The 14,543-nt window shown below is 62.4% G+C and carries 17 protein-coding genes; 9 read left to right on the plus strand and 8 right to left on the minus strand.

Annotated features, from left to right (window positions below; all coding sequences use genetic code 11):
• Positions 1 to 134: 134 nt before the first annotated feature.
• Positions 135 to 461, minus strand: coding sequence for a hypothetical protein (locus CH271_RS19480; RefSeq protein ID WP_094740088.1), 327 nt, complete (start codon positions 459 to 461; stop codon positions 135 to 137).
• Positions 462 to 483: 22 nt separating this feature from the next.
• On the opposite strand from CH271_RS19480, the gene CH271_RS19485 reads away from it, so the two are divergent.
• The gene (locus CH271_RS19485; protein ID WP_256986473.1) at positions 484 to 1,494 is read left to right on the plus strand and encodes a GGDEF domain-containing protein; all 1,011 of its coding nucleotides are present in this window, start codon (positions 484 to 486) and stop codon (positions 1,492 to 1,494) included.
• 98 nt (positions 1,495 to 1,592) lie between these two features.
• On the plus strand, positions 1,593 to 2,213 hold the full coding sequence (locus CH271_RS19490; protein ID WP_094634659.1) for a class I SAM-dependent methyltransferase: 621 nt from the start codon (positions 1,593 to 1,595) through the stop codon (positions 2,211 to 2,213).
• Here CH271_RS19490 and CH271_RS19495 read toward each other — a convergent pair.
• Positions 2,191 to 3,222: an ABC transporter substrate-binding protein gene (locus tag CH271_RS19495; protein ID WP_094634660.1), complete on the minus strand. Its 1,032-nt coding sequence runs from the start codon at positions 3,220 to 3,222 to the stop codon at positions 2,191 to 2,193. The two genes, CH271_RS19490 and CH271_RS19495, sit on opposite strands and share 23 nt — an antisense overlap.
• Positions 3,223 to 3,400: 178 nt before the next feature.
• On the opposite strand from CH271_RS19495, the gene CH271_RS19500 reads away from it, so the two are divergent.
• The 5 genes from CH271_RS19500 to CH271_RS19520 are packed head-to-tail and all read left to right on the plus strand — an operon-like array spanning position 3,401 to position 6,981.
• Positions 3,401 to 4,405, plus strand: a complete 1,005-nt coding sequence (locus tag CH271_RS19500; RefSeq protein WP_094634661.1) for a dioxygenase family protein — start codon at positions 3,401 to 3,403, stop codon at positions 4,403 to 4,405.
• A gap of 33 nt (positions 4,406 to 4,438) precedes the next feature.
• Positions 4,439 to 4,666 (plus strand): twin-arginine translocase TatA/TatE family subunit, encoded by a 228-nt coding sequence (locus CH271_RS19505; protein ID WP_094634662.1) that lies wholly within the window; start codon positions 4,439 to 4,441, stop codon positions 4,664 to 4,666.
• A complete protein-coding gene (tatC, locus tag CH271_RS19510; RefSeq protein ID WP_256986474.1) occupies positions 4,663 to 5,469 on the plus strand; it encodes a twin-arginine translocase subunit TatC in 807 nt (268 codons plus the stop codon). Before CH271_RS19505 ends, tatC begins: the two co-directional genes overlap by 4 nt.
• The gene (locus tag CH271_RS19515; protein ID WP_094634663.1) at positions 5,469 to 5,909 is read left to right on the plus strand and encodes a preprotein translocase; all 441 of its coding nucleotides are present in this window, start codon (positions 5,469 to 5,471) and stop codon (positions 5,907 to 5,909) included. Before tatC ends, CH271_RS19515 begins: the two co-directional genes overlap by 1 nt.
• 49 nt (positions 5,910 to 5,958) lie before the next feature.
• On the plus strand, positions 5,959 to 6,981 hold the full coding sequence (locus CH271_RS19520) for a hypothetical protein (protein ID WP_094634664.1): 1,023 nt from the start codon (positions 5,959 to 5,961) through the stop codon (positions 6,979 to 6,981).
• Between the two features lie 27 nt (positions 6,982 to 7,008).
• Here CH271_RS19520 and CH271_RS19525 read toward each other — a convergent pair whose 3' ends face one another.
• The 3 genes from CH271_RS19525 to CH271_RS19535 all read right to left on the minus strand — a co-directional run bounded on the left by CH271_RS19525 (position 7,009) and on the right by CH271_RS19535 (position 10,368).
• A complete protein-coding gene (locus tag CH271_RS19525; RefSeq protein WP_094634665.1) occupies positions 7,009 to 8,454 on the minus strand; it encodes a sugar transferase in 1,446 nt (481 codons plus the stop codon).
• A 165-nt stretch (positions 8,455 to 8,619) separates the two neighbouring features.
• Positions 8,620 to 9,330, minus strand: coding sequence for a GAF domain-containing protein (locus tag CH271_RS19530; RefSeq protein ID WP_094634666.1), 711 nt, complete (start codon positions 9,328 to 9,330; stop codon positions 8,620 to 8,622).
• A 99-nt stretch (positions 9,331 to 9,429) separates the two neighbouring features.
• Complete coding sequence (locus CH271_RS19535; RefSeq protein WP_094634667.1) at positions 9,430 to 10,368, minus strand: oxygenase MpaB family protein; 939 nt, start codon at positions 10,366 to 10,368, stop codon at positions 9,430 to 9,432.
• 62 nt (positions 10,369 to 10,430) lie between these two features.
• Between CH271_RS19535 and CH271_RS19540 the strand changes: the two genes are divergently transcribed.
• Positions 10,431 to 11,039 (plus strand): TetR/AcrR family transcriptional regulator, encoded by a 609-nt coding sequence (locus CH271_RS19540; RefSeq protein ID WP_179274701.1) that lies wholly within the window; start codon positions 10,431 to 10,433, stop codon positions 11,037 to 11,039.
• On the opposite strand, the gene CH271_RS19545 is transcribed toward CH271_RS19540, so the two are convergent.
• Positions 11,036 to 11,647: a YveK family protein gene (locus CH271_RS19545; protein ID WP_094634669.1), complete on the minus strand. Its 612-nt coding sequence runs from the start codon at positions 11,645 to 11,647 to the stop codon at positions 11,036 to 11,038. The two genes, CH271_RS19540 and CH271_RS19545, sit on opposite strands and share 4 nt — an antisense overlap.
• A 358-nt stretch (positions 11,648 to 12,005) precedes the next feature.
• Between CH271_RS19545 and CH271_RS19550 the strand changes: the two genes are divergently transcribed.
• Positions 12,006 to 12,197 (plus strand): hypothetical protein, encoded by a 192-nt coding sequence (locus tag CH271_RS19550; protein ID WP_094634670.1) that lies wholly within the window; start codon positions 12,006 to 12,008, stop codon positions 12,195 to 12,197.
• 20 nt (positions 12,198 to 12,217) lie between these two features.
• Here the strand turns inward: CH271_RS19550 and CH271_RS19555 are convergent, their stop codons facing one another.
• Both CH271_RS19555 and CH271_RS19560 read right to left on the minus strand, forming a co-directional pair.
• A complete protein-coding gene (locus CH271_RS19555; protein ID WP_094634671.1) occupies positions 12,218 to 13,849 on the minus strand; it encodes a polysaccharide biosynthesis tyrosine autokinase in 1,632 nt (543 codons plus the stop codon).
• A 429-nt stretch (positions 13,850 to 14,278) separates the two neighbouring features.
• A partial coding sequence (locus CH271_RS19560) for a dTDP-4-dehydrorhamnose 3,5-epimerase family protein (RefSeq protein ID WP_143546080.1) occupies positions 14,279 to 14,543 on the minus strand: 265 nt, incomplete at its 5' end.

A 14,543-nucleotide genomic window follows, 5' to 3' on the forward strand; every position in this document is an offset into this window, starting at 1 on the left:
AATGTGTACGCAACACAGCGTCACACATAAAATGCGTTAGTGCAACGGACCGTCGCAGATAAAACGGAAATTCTCTTCGAAACGACGAAACCGGCCGACCGCTGTGCGATCGACCGGCCTCGAGGAGGGTCACGTCACCAATACGGCAACACCATCACAACAAATCCGACGCCGACGACGATGCCGAGAATTCCGGTGCCGACGGCCAAGGCGGTGTCGGAGCGTTCGGCTCGCTCCCCTGCGAGATCGGGGCTGCGATCGGCCCACAGCGCGGAAGCGACGGCGATCAGTCCTGCCGCGATGCCGAGCCCGGCAGCCCAGAACGAGACGATCGACAGCGCGCCGAACATGACGGCAATCTCGGTCACCTGAGCGCGGGTACGGATGCGTCGGTTCCACCACTTCGGTGGCATGTCGTCGTCCGAATCACGTGTATCGAAGTGGGGAGAGGTGACGGTCACTGCGGACTCCTTTCGAGTGAGAATGTGCCTCCATTTTGGCACTCGACGGTTGAGAGTGCCAATCCCTGGACGGCGCCGATCGGTCGCGAGAACGCCCGGTTTCGCACACGCGCGCGTGCCGCTGGGCCCGACCCGAGCTGGACTAGACTCTCGATGCGGGAGGGAGAAAGCGGGGCGTTGCGTCGTGGAGGATCACTGGTACCGGCGCATGTTCGCCTCCAGCCCCGTGGCGCAAGCTCTCTCCGACGCCGAGGGGCTCTTCGTCGACGTCAATGCCGCCTACTGCGAGCTCGTCGGCTTGACCTCGTCGGAACTGATAGGTCGATCCGCGACGGTGCACACTCACCCGGACGACCTTCCGCTCCACGGCAGCGTCGAGGATCTGATGGCCGCCGGGACGGCCGCGGAAGAATCCGTGAAGGTCGAGGTGCGGTTCGTTCGACCCAACGACGAGATTCGCTGGGTTCTCCTGACTCTGGTTCCTTTCACCGGTCCGTCCGATGCCGAGTGGACGCTCGCTGCCGCTCTCGATATCACCGAACGAAAGGAAATAGAGGACGGCATCCTGCGTGCGTCCCGAACGGATCAACTGACCGGGGCACTCAACCGTCGCGGCTGGTCGGACTACGCGGTGTCCGTCGTCGACGGTGATTCGGTCGACACAGTCGTCGCGGTTCTCGATCTGGACCACTTCAAACAGTTCAACGATCACTTCGGCCACGCAGCCGGCGACGCGTTGCTCCGCGACTTCGCGTCGACTGCCCGCAGCTGCATCGGCGTCGATGGACTCCTGGCACGATGGGGCGGAGAGGAATTCGTGATCACTCTGCGCAATTGCGATCGTCGCGGTGCTCTTCGTTCACTCGAGGCCCTTGCCGCCGCCACCACGCCTTCGGGGGTGACGTTCTCGGCCGGGTACACGCTCCAGCGTCCGAACGAGGGTCTACGCAACACACTCGACAGAGCTGACGCGCTGATGTTTCAGGCCAAGCGCGCCGGCCGCAATCGAATGATCACCGACGCACCTCATTGAGACAGCACGCCGTATTTGCTGATGCGGCAAAAATGCTTGCTATATCACGGAACGGGCTGTCACTCTGATACCGGGACAACACCGGGAGAGGACGATCGATGACTCACGCATTCGACAAGGACTACTGGGAGCACCATTGGGATGACAGAACATCCCATACCGTCGCCGCGAATCCGTATCTCGTGGAGGAAACAGCCGGATTGACACCCGGTACCGCGCTCGACGCAGGATGCGGTGCCGGCGGGGAGGCGATCTGGCTCGCCGAGCAAGGCTGGCAGGTCACCGGCGCCGACATCTCCGCAGCCGCCCTCCAGTCCGCCGCGCGGCAAGCGCAGACAGCAGGGGTCGACGTCACCTGGATCGAAGCCGACCTGACGACCTGGAACCCCACCGAGCGATGGGATCTGGTGATGACCCACTACGCGCATCCGTCGATTCCACAGTTGGAGTTCTATCGACACATCGCGCAGTGGGTCGCGCCGGGTGGTTCGCTGCTCATCGTCGGGCATCTGCACGATGGCGGACACCATCATTCACACGAGGGCACACCGCCGCACGAGGCCACCGTCACCGCGAAAGACATCACCGCCCTGTTCGACGCCTCCTCGTGGCACATCGACACCGCAATCGAGCGTTCCAGGACCGTCGGCGGTGTGGGTGTGCACTCGAAGACGTTGCGCGATGCGGTGGTTCGGGTCAGCTTGCGGACACCGCGATAGCCTCGGCGAGTCCGTCGACGAGTGTCGGCAGGAAGTACGGAATCGACAGTGCCGTCGGGCCCACAGCAGCTCCGGCTTCCTGCCCGACGAATCCGGCGACCGCACCTGCCGCAACGGCCGGAATCTGCCGTGAGACAGGCGAATCGAGGAACTGCTGCAGGGCGTCCTCGGTATCGACCTGGGTGAACACCACATCGGCGTCGATCTTCGAGATGTTCTCCGCCGAGACGGTCGTCGAGTAGGTCGCATCGTCGGTCGCGAGGTCGGTCACCGATGCCGGTGAGACGAAGCCGAGGTTCTCGAGCAGCTCCACTCGTGGGTCCGACGGCAACAGCAGGTAGTACACGTCGGCAGCCTCGGACACGTATGCGATTGTGCGGCCGTCGAATTCGGGATGTCGAGCGCCTGCGTCCTGCACCTGGCGGTCCAGATCGGCCACGAGATCGCGTGCGCGCTCGGGGACCCCGAGAACATCACCGGTCGTGGTGATGACGTCGCGCCACGGCGTCGACCACAGTTCCTCGGGCGGGGCGATGACGGGAACGCCGGCAGCGGTCACCGCGTCGTACTCGGCCCGGGTCAGTCCGGAGTGCGGAGCCAACACGACGTCGGGGTCGGTGGCGAGAAGCTTCTCGACCGACAGTGCGTCCGTGACGTTGTCGAGCAGAACCGGGGCAGGACCGCCGAGCGACTCGATCGTGTCGGACACCCACGGATAGGTCAGATCGTCACCTCCGCCGTATTCGGCCGACGGCATTGCCACCGGGACGACGCCCAGGGCGAGCACCGCATCGGTGGTGCCGAATCCCCACGTCGCGACCCGTTCGGGCACCGCGTCGAGCGTGGTGTCGCCGTACATGTGGTGCACGGTCAGCGGAAACGAGCCGGCGGACGGTGAGTCGATCGGGCTCTCGGCGGGAGCGGACGAGCTGCAGCCGGCCAGTGCGATGGATGCGGCCGCCACGGCGGTGAGCACTGCAGCGAAGCGGAACGTGAGGCGATGAGTCATGAAAGTCCTGTAGCTCGGCGATCAGAATCTATAGGTTAGCCTTAGCTTCCTTTAGATGCGAACACCCCCTGCGTTCGGCTCACAGGAACCTTGCAGCGAGAGTTCAGCGTCCTCACCGGAACGTCCCAGAGTATTGGCACTACCGAAAGAACCGATGCCATCTCAGAGGAGAGCGACGATGCCCCGAATTCCAGAGCCCACCAACCTTTCTGCCGGACCCACCTACGAGGGACGACTCCTCGACCGCCCCGATGAGGAAGTGGTCGATCAGGGTGCCGGGTTCGACATCACCACCCTCGTCACTCGCCGACGCGTGCTCAGCCTCGTCGGTGCCGGGGCCGGAGCGTTCGCACTCGCCGCCTGCTCCAGCACCTCCAGCGCCAGAACCAGCACCACCACAGCAGCTTCCACGACGGCGACCACCGCGAGCGCCACCACCGAGATCCCCCAGGAGACCAACGGCCCCTACCCGGCCGACGGCACGAACGGCGTCAACGTACTGGGAGAGTCCGGAATCGTGCGACGAGACATCACGTCCAGCCTGGACGGCGGCACCACGGTCAGCGGGGTTGCCCTCTCGCTCACCTTCACCCTCACCGACCTCGCGAACAGCAACGTCCCCTACACCGGCGCGGCCGTGTACCTGTGGCAGTGCAACGCCTCCGGCCAGTATTCGATGTACTCCGAGGGCATCGAGGACGAAACGTACCTTCGCGGAATTCAGGTCGCCGATGCCAACGGCACGGTCACCTTCGACACGATCGTTCCCGGTTGCTACTCCGGCCGCTGGACCCACATTCACTACGAGGTCTATCCCGACGCCGCGTCGGCCACCAACGTCGAGAACGCAATCGCCACATCGCAGGTCGCATTCCCCCAGGACATGCTCGAGACCATCTATCAGGCGAAGACGGACCTGTACCCGGACTCGGCGAAGAACCTGACCCAGATGGGCAGTCTCGACAACGACAACGTCTTCGGCGACGGCTACGACCTGGAGATGGGAACCTTCACCGGCGATCCCACCTCCGGCTACGTCGGATCGCTCGCCGTGGCCATCGACGCCACCACCGAACCGACCATGAGCGCCCCGCCCTCTGGCGGAGCAGGCGGAGGCGGCGGCGGCCAGGCTCCGATGGGCGGCGGCGCTCCCCCGGCCGGCGGATCCGCACCCACCAACTGATCACCCTCACCCCACACTCCCGAAGGAAACACCATGTTGCACAACCTCACCGGCTGGCACGCCCTCATCGTTCTCGCCATCCTGCTGCTCGTCTTCGGCTCCACCAAGCTCCCCTCACTCGCCAAGGGTGTCGGCCAGTCATTGCGCATTCTGAAAGACGAAGTGCGCGAGGAGAAGAAGACCGCCACGCGTGACGACACGACGGCACCGGTGTTCGCCGACGCTGCGTCCACGCCGGTTCCGTACCGACACACGTCGTGAGCACAGCCACCGCCGCGCAGGGCTCAGCCACACTGCCTGCCACCCCACGGGGCACCATGCCTCTTGCGGGGCATATGCGCGAGGCACGTCGCCGCGCGATACGCGCGGCGGTGTCGCTGCTCGTCGGCATAGCAATCGGATTCGCGCTGTCCGATCAGATTCTCGACATCCTGCGCGCACCCGTCGAAGAACTCGCCCTCACCCGCCAGGCCAGCCTCAATTTCGAAACCGTCACCGGCGCTTTCGATCTCGAACTCAAGATTGCCCTGTTCACCGGCGTCATCGTGTCGTCTCCCGTGTGGTTGCGTGAGCTGTTCGCCTACCTCACCCCCGGCATGACGCGTCGGGAAAAGAAGTACGTCTACGGCTTCTCCGCGGCCGCCGCTCCACTGTTCGTCGCCGGCTGCGTGTTCGGGTTCGCCATCTTCCCCCGCATGGTCAGCGTCCTCGCCGGCTTCTCCTCCGACCAGGACAGCACCATCCTCAACGCCTCGTACTACGTGGACTTCGTGATGAAGATCGTTCTGGCGAGCGGTATTGCCTTCGTGCTCCCTGCATTGCTGGTGATGTTGAACTGCCTCGGCATTCTTTCTGCGCATCGACTACGTAGCAGTTGGCGGCTCAGCGTCGTCGGAATTGCGTTGTTCAGTGCGCTCGTCACTCCCGCCGCCGACGTCCTGTCCATGTTCCTGGTCGCGTTGCCGATGGCCACCCTGTTCGGTGCAGCCGCAGTGATCACCGAGATACACGACCGCCGCGCAGCCCGACGCATCCTGACTTCACCGAAACCGGAGCTCACATAATGTTCGGCTTGACCTTCGAGAAACTGTTCCTGGTAGCGATCATCGCCGGCTTCGTACTCGGCCCCTCGCGCCTGCCCGGATACGCCCATCAACTGGCACGGACCGTGCGCTCCGTGCGTAGTTTCGTCGAGTCCACCCGCACCGCGGCAGAAGACGAGATGGGCGTCCCGATGCGCCGTTCGGAATGGGAGTCGATGGATCTGCGGCAGTACGATCCACGTCGCATCGTCGCCGACGCATTGCGTGACACCGACTCCGCTCCGAAATCCGAGTGGCCGGACGAGGTGATCGACGAAGCAGTCCGCGTAAGACCCGGCCAGAAATACCTCATCACCGGCCCGGCGTCACATCCACGACGCATCCTCATCGAGTCGTTATCCGAGAACGACCCCCGTCGTATCGCGGCGCAGGTCCAACCGGATGTCACAGCTACAGGTTAGAGCGGCGAAAGAAGGACAACGTGTAACACACTCGGGCATGATGTAGCACATGACTACCAGCGTCGTAGCTGCCTCGGAGTCGGGTGCCACGGCAGTTCAGGTATGGACCTTGATCGTCGTCGTCATCGCAGCGCTCGGTGCTGCGTGGGCGGCCTTGACTGTGCGTCGAGTCGGTGCGAACGAGGACGTCATCTCCCGCGAGGTGGCGGCACTGCACACTGCTGTCGATCGGCAGGTACGCCAGTCCAGTGACAGCGACTCGTGGAACCGCGACCAGGTGACCGCCCGTTACCAGGAACTGCTCTTCGCGCTGTCGAACGTCGATCGAGTTGTGGCCGAGGAGATTTCGGCGGCGGTGGTTTCGACGCCGGTCGGTGATCTCACAGCTGCGACTCGGGCATTGGACAAGGCATACGACCAGCTGAATCTGGCGCTCACTGCCGCATTGGTGGTGGCGCGCAGGCGCGTCCATCCGTTGGCGCTGGAGTTGTCCACGGGCATCGATCGTCGGGTGTTCGCCCCACTGGCTCCCGAAACCGGAATCCCCGCCCCGGCCCACGAACGTCTGCAGAGCGAGCATGCGTACATCACCAGAATGCATTCGTTGTTGCTCAAGGCGATGCGCGCCGATCTGGGTCTGCTCGATCCCAGCGCCGAAGCGACACTGATCTTCACGACGAAGGAAGTGGAATCCGGTGTGCTGGCCGATCGTTCGACGGCGGCCGGCCGTAGTGCCCTGCAGCTGATCGATCTTCTCGAGGATTTCGGTGTGATGCCGTTGCTCGGAGCCGAGGACGACTTCGTGATGTCCGACGCGTTGCTGGTTCAGTGCGAGGAGCTCTACAGCGCGGTGAGCCCGAGCTTCCAGGCGGTACTGCGCCACATCGGCGACGAAATCCATCTCGCGATCAGGCCCGACCTCACCGACGATCGCCTCGAGGAAATCTACGACATCGCGGTACGACTGGTCGAAGCCGGATTACGCGGAAACATCCACCGCAGAGACGGATTGGACGGCAGCAGCCTGTTCCTCATCGATCCGACCCACACAGCGGGAATGGACCGGGTGTAACGATGCGCGTGCGACCGAGTACGCCGGTCAGTCTTCCGATCGCTTCAGGACTGCAATGCAGGTCAGAAACACGATCTTGATATCGAGCCAGATGGACCAGTTCTCGATGTAGTAGTTGTCCCATTCCGCGCGATCCGCGATGGGGGTCTGGCCCCGCAGCCCGTGCACCTGAGCCCATCCGGTGAGACCTGCCTGGACGCGATGCCGCTCTCCGTAGCGTCTGATCTGCGCAGCGAACAGGTCTACGTATTCCGGGCGCTCAGGACGGGGTCCGACCAGGCTCATGTCGCCGCGAAGCACATTGATGAGCTGAGGAAGCTCGTCGAGTGAGGTCTGCCGCATGATCTTGCCGATCTTGGTGCGTCGGTCCACGCCTTCCACTCCGCCGGGTGCTGCCCCCTCGGCCGGAACGAAATCGGCATCGGAGTCCCGCGGTGGCCGCATCGACCGGAATTTCAAGCAGTCGAAGGGGACCCCATCGCGGCCGATTCGCTCTTGTGCGAAAAAGATGGGGCCTGGGGAGCTCAACCGCACGAGCACCGTGAGCAGAAGGAAGACCGGCGACAGAAGAAGTAGACCCATTCCCGCGCCGAGCCTGTCCAGTACGCCCTTGAGAACGAACTGCCAGCCTCTCGGATCGACATGATGCAAGACCATCAAGGGCAACCCTCCGAGATGCTCGATATGAGCGTGCACGCCGACGGTGTCGAACATGCGAGGCACGAGCCAGACGCGAGTACCGGCGTTTTGTGCTGCACGGATCGCTGCTACCACCTCTTCGTGGGGAGCGGAAGCGAACGCAAACACAACTTCTTCCACCCGATGTACTCGGACGATCCGAGCCAGGTCGGTGAGTGTCCCAAGGTTCGAGAGTTCCTGGTGCACTCCGGGATTTACGTCGGAGACGGAGTCGATCGTCCCTATGGGATTCATCCCGTATTCGGAAAACTGATTCATTCTGTGCGCCAGTTGCTCTGATACGGGACCGCTACCGACGATGAGGGTGGGCGCACTCGAGTGGTGTTTCGTTCGAAACCAGCGCTCTATCCACGCACGGGCCAGACACGCGATCGCGAGTGCGGCTGCTGCGCACAGCCAGACTCGAATCATGACCGGGCCTGGGGCATAGGACGGCTCCGTTGCCAGAATCAGGGCGAGCGTGATCAGAGTTGCAAAGGCCACGGCGGTTTGAACCGGTCCGATTTCATCGATGAAATTGCGTCGAAGCCCCCGCCGGTAGAGCTTTCTCGAGGCAAGGAGCACAAGGAGCGTGGGCACGAACAGCCATGGGTGCCAACCCAACGCTGCGGCACTGCCGGGCCGCAAGTGAAGACCTTCGGCTACGCCGATGACTGCGGCGATCACGTCGACAACAACGGCGGCGATGGGGCTGACCGGGTCGATACGAATTCGATCGGATACGTTCCTCCCGAAACGCACCTTCACCGAGTGCGGCGTTGTCGATCTCGTCATCGCTGTTCCGTGAGAATTCGGCACGATGCACGGTCCTTCCGATCTTCATGCCAGCCGAGCGCTCGAGCCGTTCGGCATTCGACATTTCGAAACACCAAACATTTATCACTCTCCACGGGTTTTCGGCGACCAACGGCAGTATTGCCATCACCGAAAAACAAACTGCTAGAAGGGAATTCTCTTACGAATGAGCCACGCGATGTCTTCGAGGGTCTTCACGTGACCGGCAGTCCATTTGCGCGGCCGGTAGTCCCACACATCCAGCATCCCGACGGTGAAACCTGCTTCGGACTTGATCGGCGCTGCCATGTATGCGACCAGATCGGACGTCGCGTGATCCCTCAGTAGCGCATGCTCTCTGATATCGGGGGCCACCAGCGTTTCTCCGGTTTCCACAACGACACGACACGCAGACCGTTCCACCGCCACAGTCTGCGGCTGCGCTGCTGTTCCCGTGGTTCCAACGCTGGCTTTGATGAATTGCGTTCGATCGTCGACGAACGAGATCGATGCTCCCTGCGCTCCCATCGCTCGCAATGTCATCCGGGCCAGTTTGTCGAACTGCTCGTCACGAGGACTGCCGATCATGCCCGTGGCTCGTGCGGCTGCGACCCTGTCCACATCGTCGATGAGCAAGTGCGTCCGCTGGGGAGACGTCGAATCGAGATCGGACAACTCGATGCTCTCGGATTCGAAGCTACGGGCGTCCGCCAGCACGGCGGCCACCTCCGGCGAGGACTCTCGTTCGAGTTCCGTGACGAGCCGAGTGATGATCGCCCGACGTGCATAGGTATTAAGGGACTCGCCGGCCTTGTCGGCATGCTGCGTCAACAGTGCGTTGATTCGATCTCCGAAACCGGTTTTTCCTAATTCCACACACCGGACGGTAGTTGACTGTGCACTGCTCCGACTAGTGCTCGACCGATAATGCCCACTGTCTTTGCAGGAGAATCGTCACTCGATCGCCGGTGAAGATCACGTAGCGCGAGCGCTCCGAGTCGGACGTGCGTCGACCGTACGCACAGGGCACCCGCCAGGAAACGTGCCGAGTTGGGCAACATCGAACCCTTCCGAATAGGACCGCATACGTTGCGAGTCGGCGTTGCGTCGCTGCGTGAGGCGAGCAGGAAACAGTCGCAGAGCATGTCCTCGCGCACGCATCGCAGCGGTGACGAGCCGTTCCAACGTGGCGGGAGGATGGTTGTAGCCCAACGCATTTCGCAGCGGTGCGTCCATGAGACCGAGACTCACAATTCGAACGATCCCTTTCGGGACAGGTGAGACGAACGAGGCGAGTAGGTCCAAGGTGGCGTCGGCGACGCGTCGAGCACCGGGATCGAAGGCGAAATAATCCGCTTCGTAGTTGTCCATCAACTGCGCGAAGCCCTCGAACGAGTCGGGCATGTCCGAGATCCCCATGCGCTTGCCCAGAGTTCGGAAATATCCGACCGATGCTCGTACTTCGACGTCGGACATAGGCCGCTTACCCCATCTGGATATCCAGCGCTGCGGCACCACGACGAAAGTCCCGAGCACGTAGAGCATCTCGTGATTGGGTATGTCGTAACTTCGATGCATCTGATTGATCCGGCGGATCGCGGCACGACCCTGCTCGTCGTCGAAGCCGCGCAGGAACGGCACCTCGAGAAGGAGCACCGTGTCGTCGTAACGCTTCTGAGTGGCACCGGTGAATGCACCGGTCTCGTCGAGCAGTTTGCCGATGCCGGGTACTGCGAACGTCCTGAACAGCGCAAAAGACAACGCCTGCGTGATGTCCCACGGGAACTCGTGCACAGCCAGGTTGCGGTAGATCTGCACGAAGTCGGTATCCGGGTCGAGTGAATCGTTGACCTGCCTCCAGTGATTTCTGGGAACCCCGCCGAACTGCTGCCCGCGCAATGTGATCGTCGCCATATTCTCAAAATAGAATGCTCGCTCTAATTTGGCAAGCTTTCCCAGCCGACTACCATAGAAACGTGCGCACGCCGGTGCAGTCCCGAAGCGAAGGATCCACTGCGCGAATGGTGGCAGCCACCATCGAGCTGCTGCACGAGGGTGGCCTACAGGCAGTGACGATTGCTGCCGTCGCCCAGCGCTACGGCGGGTCCAACGGGTCCATCTACCACCGGTTCGGAGATCGAACCGGTCTGCTGATGGCAGCCCAGGAAGATGTTCTGACTCGCATCGAGCGCGCTGCTGCAGCGGCATTTTCAGCCGCCGAACAAGAACCCGACGATGACCGAGCTGTCCGGATGCTCGCCGACGCCGCGCTTGCGGTGTTCTCGGAACACCGGGGTGCGATGCGCGCCTTCTTCATCCAGTCCCGCAACACGACCGACGGAGAGTTGTTCTCCGCGCGAATAGTTCGCACGAACCACCAACTGGCCGACACCGTGACCGGCTGGTTGTCGGCAAGGTTCGGAACGAGCGACGCCGATGCCGAGGCCACCTGGAGAATCCTCTTCGCCATCGGTGCATCCCAGGCCGTGTTCGACGATCGAGACCTGTCCGCTCGTTCCACCAGCGAGAGCGAACTGTCCGACGCACTTGCCCGGGCAGTGTCGGCGGTCGCGCGACGCGCCTAGTGTCCGGCCCCGTTCGAGCGGTGACGGACGAGCACCAACGCAGTTCCGACGATCAGTCCCACTGCTGCTCCGCCCACCAGATACGCCCGGGTGTTCGGGAGGATCGGTGCGTCCGACACCTCGGCCTGCCTGACCATCTTCAACATCACCGAAGGCGGCTCGCCGTTCTCACGAGCCTCCAGGTCCGCAACCACTGCGCTCAGTTCTGTGGCCATGGTGTTCGCGATGTCGCGCGCGACCGCCGGCGATGTATCGGTGGCGACGATGTCGAACACAACGGTCTCTGGCGAGTAAGTCATCGTCACCTTGTCGGCCAACTCCGCCGGAGTGAGATCGAGCGCCAGATCGGCGATCACTGTCGAGGCCAGAGCCTCGTTAATGACCAATCCCGCATACGCCGGAATCGCCTGTTGCGAGAACAGGTTGCCCTCGTACACATCAGGGCTGTAAGTCGACCCCGAGGTGGAGACGAACATCTGAGTGCGCGATTCATACACCGGTGTGATCAGCGAGGAGATTCCGAACGCCGTCGCCATCGACAGCGCGATGGATACGGCGATGATGCGCCATCCCGCGATCACGGTCTTCACGAAACTACGCACCGACATCCCGAGCCCTCGCCCTCTTCCCGTCTCGCGTCACTCTATGGAACTGCTCGACGCACCGGCCAGTCCGGCTCGGACAGCCCTTGACGTCGTTCAGTCGAATGAACTTTCGACCTAGAATTGCCGACTCGGTCGCGGTGCATACCTCGCGTTATGCGCCCAAATTCGGCCAACGCGCTGCTCGACGTGACCGGCCGATGATCTACGAACATTCCTCTGAAAACGGGCGCATAACGTTTGTCGAGTGCCTCTTCGGTGCGGCACACGACGCCCGAATGCGTTGTAACCGAACAATTCTCATGGCACGCGCAGGGTGTAACTTCGGCCTGGCAATCCAAATCCACAGGTCAGGAGCCCACCCATGAGCAAGAAGAAGCAGAGCGAACCCAGCATCACCGTCAAGGTGACGGCCGTGGTTCAGCTACTGTTCGCCGTCGCCGTCGCCGCTCAGGTACCGAATGTCACGACGCCAGTCATACTCGCCACGATGACTCTTGCGGGACTTGTGATTGGCGCGAGTGGACGGCCCAGGCGAAGTTCTGGGCGATCGTGATGGACACGATCGCCCAGTACTCATTTCCTCAGACCGGGATTCTCGACGCCGTTCCTGGGCACCTCGCCGGGTACCTCGGGGCGACGTGCCCGAGAGTACGGCGCAGCGGCAGGGGCTGCCGTACGGGTGGTTGCGCTCGGCGCAGCTGATCCTGTCTGGGTTGATCCGGAGTGCACCGACGCGGGTTGTGGCGCAACAGGTGCCGCGGCGGGAGTAGGTGGAACAACCGGAGGAGCCGGCGCTGCAACCGGGGCCTGCGGCGCGGGAACCGGCGGTGCCGTCTGCCGCGGCAGGCTTGAATCGGCCGAGTAGTTGTACGAGTAGCTGTACATGTCGCCCTTCTTCGAGGGCGTCAATGCCAGCACCACACCCAGGACGTGCGCCCCGATGGTTTCGAGATTGCCGATGGCCCTGGACAATTCATTGCTCTTGGTATGCCCGTAACGAGTTACCAGAAGAGCGCCGTCGCTGTGAGTGGTGAGGACGGCCGAGTCGGTGACCGGCAACAGCGGAGCGCCGTCGACGATGACGTAATCGAACTTGGAGCGCAGCTCCACCATCAGCGAACGAGACGCCTCCGAGCCCAACAGCTCGGACGGGTTCGGCGGCAGCGGGCCGGACGCCAAGGCCTGCAGACCCTCATACCTGGTCGGCTGCAGCACCTCGTCCACCTTGGCCTGTCCAGCGAGAACGGTGCTCAGACCGACCGAACCGATGAGACCCATGTACTTCGAGATGCGGGGACGACGCAGATCCCCCTCGACCAGAACGACGTGGTGCCCGGCCTCTGCAAGTGAGATCGCCAAGTTCACGGCTGTGGTCGTCTTGCCCTCGCTCGGAATAGCGCTGGTGACGACGATGACGCGCGGCGGGTGATCGACCTCGAGGAACTGCAGATTGGTGCGGAGCTCACGGAAAGCTTCGGCGCTGGATGATTGGGCAAGATCCTGAAAGTCGACGGCCGGATGAGTCTTGCGCTCCTTGTCGAACGGAATGGTGCCGACCAGTGCCTTGCCGGAGATCGACTCGATTTCCCGACGATTCTTGATGGTGTTGTCCAAACGATCGCGCAGTACCGCAAGTGCGATACCGAGCAACAGGCCAACGGCCGCTCCGAGGGCGAGGTTTCGCTTGGTATTCGGGCTGACCGGATTGGACGACGCGGTGGCTTGCTGGAAAACCTTCACACCGGCTGATGGAGTACCACCGTCTTCAGGTGTTTCCAATTCCCGGACCTGGGCGGTCAGCTCCTCCGCAGTCGCGTTCGCTATATCGCGAGCGAGGGCGGGGGAGGAATCAGTGACACTGAGATTGAACAATACGGTGTCTGGTGTCGACGTCGCCGTGATCTTCGCCGCCAATTGACTCGCGGTCAAGTTTAGCGGGAGTACAGCCAAGACCCGGGCAGCCAGCGCCTCGCTGGTGGCAAGTTCTGAGTATGACGCTACGAGCTGCTGCGAGGCCAGGTTGCCCTGATACGTCTCGGTCACTGTGGCACCACCGGATGTCGAGACGAACATCCGTGCGCTCGACTCGTACAGCGGCGTTGTCAACAGGGACGCACCCAACGCCCCCAGGATCGCTACGATCACGGTGACAGCGATGATGATCCACCGCGCCTTCAGGATTTTCAGATAATCCTGTATCTCCATGCTTCGAGCTCCTCGTCCGTTCGTACACGCATACCGCGACACTGCGTGGCTCAATCGTTACATAGCTCGATCATTTCCGTGCAGCGGACAAGACCAGTTGGGCATCAGCGCCAATTCATTTGTTTGATTGACGCGAACAAACAATCAGATTCCCCATTGTGACTACTCACTGAGGGAATAGGCCGAAATTGTTTGGTCGGATTAGATGATTCCTGTCATCGACGACCTGCTGCACCCGGAAGAGACGATAGTTCTCAGCCTTAGCGAACGACAGTTGACGTGATTCTGAACACGATGTGGAACTATCGCGCTTCTAGCCAACGCCCACAACCGCTCCAGCGCTCGCCACGCTGCCAATAGGCCGCAGCGACGTGACGGACTGGGCTCCCGGGACGGCACGGCCTGCCCACCGCGCGCCGACGCCAAATGTCACTCTGAGTTGCCCGGCAGATCTCCGCGTTCGAGGGCTTCGGCAAGGGTGGGGGCGGCTGTGTCCTTGTCGGAGAGCTCGTAGGTCAGGGGTGTGCCGTCGCGGGCGGTGGTGGGCCAGTCGATGCCCAGCGCGGGGTCGAGGGGGTTGATGTCGCGGTCCAACGCCGGGGTGTACTCGAGGCTGCACAGGTACATGACGGTCGAGTTGTCCTCCAGGGACAAGATGGCGTGGCCGAGTCCTTCGGACAGGAAGACTGCTCTG

This window comes from Rhodococcus sp. 05-340-2 (assembly GCF_002258915.1).
GTDB lineage: Bacteria > Actinomycetota > Actinomycetes > Mycobacteriales > Mycobacteriaceae > Rhodococcoides.